The organism is Streptomyces sp. NPDC059900 (genome assembly GCF_050270335.1).
Taxonomy (GTDB): domain Bacteria; phylum Actinomycetota; class Actinomycetes; order Streptomycetales; family Streptomycetaceae; genus Streptomyces.
This window is the reverse complement of sequence record NZ_JBNNJZ010000834.1, coordinates 1-2,729: the sequence shown is the minus strand read 5'-3', so window position 1 is coordinate 2,729 and position 2,729 is coordinate 1. Positions and strand designations below refer to the sequence as shown.

Annotated in this window: 3 protein-coding genes; 2 read left to right on the top strand and 1 reads right to left on the bottom strand. The window is 71.7% G+C overall.

Annotated features, from left to right (window positions below; translation table 11 throughout):
• A partial coding sequence (locus ACQKIP_RS44645; protein ID WP_427745615.1) for a DUF6351 family protein occupies positions 1-807 on the bottom strand: 807 nt, incomplete at its 3' end.
• 311 nt (positions 808-1,118) lie between these two features.
• Here ACQKIP_RS44645 and ACQKIP_RS44640 point away from each other — a divergent pair.
• Both ACQKIP_RS44640 and ACQKIP_RS44635 read left to right on the top strand, forming a co-directional pair.
• A complete protein-coding gene (locus ACQKIP_RS44640; protein ID WP_365853650.1) occupies positions 1,119-2,288 on the top strand; it encodes a TetR/AcrR family transcriptional regulator in 1,170 nt (389 codons plus the stop codon).
• Positions 2,289-2,408: 120 nt separating this feature from the next.
• Positions 2,409-2,729, top strand: a 321-nt coding sequence (locus tag ACQKIP_RS44635) for a carboxylesterase family protein (RefSeq protein WP_427745614.1), incomplete at its 3' end; no start/stop codon positions are given.

Here is a 2,729-nt window from a genome sequence, read left to right as displayed (position 1 = left end):
CTCCAGGACGTTGAGGGTGGAGGAGGCGACCGCGAACCCCCGTGACAGGAAAGTGTCGTTCAGTACCCCTCCGGTCTGCGCGCCCTGGTGGTGGCCGCCCGAACAGCCGCCCCCGAAGGTGTAGACGAGCCTGCCGTTCCAGCTCTTCGTCCGCCGCAGGGGCGAGGGATCGGAGCCGTCGTACAGGGCGGCGGTCTCGTAGACGGCACGGTTGAGGGTGCCCGTCTCGATGCGGACGATGTAGGGGACCTTCCGGCCGCCCACGGTGGCCGTGGCGAGGTCGAGCGGGCGCTGGTCGGGGTCGGCCAGCGGCAGGAACGTGCCGAGTTTGCTGCGGTACTTGTAGCTGACCTTGGCGGGCGCCGAGCAGTCGGGCTGTTTGGCCGGGGCCAGTCCGAAGGCGGTGGTCTCGCAGTAGAACGGTGCGGCCCGCGGACCGGAGAAGACGGGGCCGGTGGCGCGGTGGTTGGTGAGGGTGCGGGCCGATGTGCGTCCGCCGGCTTGGGCGGTGATGCGGTTCTTGCCGTTGTTGAGGCCGGTCACCCGGCCGAGCAGGGTGCCGTCGGGCTGGCGTCGGAAGCCGTCGGCGGCGGTGCCGTTGACCTCCACCCGTGCCGGCTGGTGGTCGGCCGTCGTGATGCGCAGGAGTGCGTCCCCGCCGGTGACCTGGCCCCGGTCGGGTGTGGACGCGAGGGCGATCGCCGGTGGCGGCTCGTCTGCGGCCGAGGCCCCCTGGCCCGTCGGCAGCACCGTGGCTGCCATGACGGCGCAGGTCAGGAGCGCGGCGCTCTGGAATCTGCGGTGCATGCGTGTCCCATCTGATCAGGAACATGACAGTGCCCATGACGGTGCTTCGCCTGTTCCCTGATCCGGATCGTTCCCGGTGGCCTTCACGGAATCTGTTGAAGGCTAATGAAAATTAACTTAGCTAGGCGGGAGCGGCGGCGGTCAAGAGCTGTGCACGACATATGCGGGATTCACCGCGTGCCGTGTGAGCATCCAGTGGGGATTAGGAGTTAACTTGTGAACACTGCGGGGCGGCTTGTGCCGCACGCCGGGGGTGCGGTCCGGCCTGCAACCGCACCCTGGCAGGAGTTAATCCGAAGTAGCCTTCAGGGGTGAGTACGCAGAAAGCCAGACGCCCCGCCGACCGCAAAGCGCAGATCCTGCGCGCCGCCGCGGCCCAGTTCCACGAGCGCGGGTTCCACGAGGTAGGCCTGGGGGACATCGCGGGCGCGGTCGGGATCTCGGCGCCGGCGCTCTACCGGCACTTCCGTGGCAAGCGCGACCTCCTGGCGGCGGTGGTCGCCGATGGGTTCGCGGTGATGGACGCAGCCGTGCGCGACGCCGCCACCCTGGATGACGCGGTGCGCTCCATGGCCGGGCTGTCCGTGGAGCGCAGGGAGCTGGGCGTGCTGTGGCAGCGCGAGGTCCGTCACCTGGACGAGCCGGTGCGCGGAGAGACGCGCCAGCGCTTCCGCGACCTGGTCGCGAGGCTCGAAGGGCTGCTCAGGGATCGGCGCGGCGAGCTGAGCGAGGGCGACGCCGACCTGCTGGTGTGGTCCATGGTCGCCGTCCTGGGCAGCCCCTCGCACGCACGGATCGCGGTGTCCGAAGGGCGGCTCGCCACGCTGCTGGAGCAGATGGCGCACACCGTGCTCGCCGCGCGGCTGCGCACGCCGTCCGCCGTGCCGGTACCCCGCGGCGCCGCACCGCCGGCCGACCGGGCCGCCGCCTCGCGGCGGGAGTCCCTGGTGAGCGCCGCGACCCGGTTCTTCGGGCAGCAGGGATTCCACGAGGCGCGCCTGGAGGAGATCGGCGCCGCGGCCGGCATCGCGGGCCCCAGCGTGTACAAGCACTTCGCCAGCAAGAGCGATCTGCTCTACGCCGCGCTCAACCGCGGAGCCCAGGCCCTGCAACTGGCCCTGGCCGAGGCCGTGGCCTCCTCCGGCGACCCCCGGCAGGTCCTGACGGCGCTCCTGCGCGCGTACGTCGGCCTGGTCCAGACGCACACCGACCTCTTCGCGGCCCTGGTGACCGAGGTCATCCACCTGCCCGACGACCAGCGCCACGACGTACGGCGCACCCAGCGCGACCACGTCCTGGAGTGGGAGCACCTGCTGGGCCAGTGCCGCCCCGACCTGCCCCGATCCGAACGCCAGGTGCGGGTGCGCGCGGTGCTCGGCCTGGTCAACGACGTCCTGCGCACCGAACACCTGCGGAGTCGGCCCGCGCTCGCGCAGGACCTCGTCGTCCTGGGCGAGAGCCTCCTGCTGCCCGGCGACTGACCTCCTGCTTGCCGGCGACTGACCTCCTTCCTCCTCGCGGCGCTGCCCTTGACAGCGCCGCCCCGTGCCGTCATAAGTTAATCACGATTAGCCAATCGGTACGGCGAAGGGGAGCAGCCCGTGGACGTCGAGGCACGCCTGGCAACAGGCAGGATCCGAGGCAGGGCAGCCGACGGATACGCGGTCTTCCGCAACATCCCCTTCGCCCGGCCCCCGGTCGGCGACCTGCGCTTCGCGGCGCCCCAGCCGCCGCTCGCCTGGGACGGAGTGCGGGACGGCACCCGCAGCGGCCCCGGCTGCCCGCAGCCCGCGCTGCCCGGCGCCGACCCCATGGCCCGTCTGCACAACCCGGCCGTGACCGGCGACGACTGCCTCACCCTGGAGGTCTGGACTCCTGGCCCCGGCCCCTTCCCCGTCGGCCTGCCGGTCATGGTGTGGATC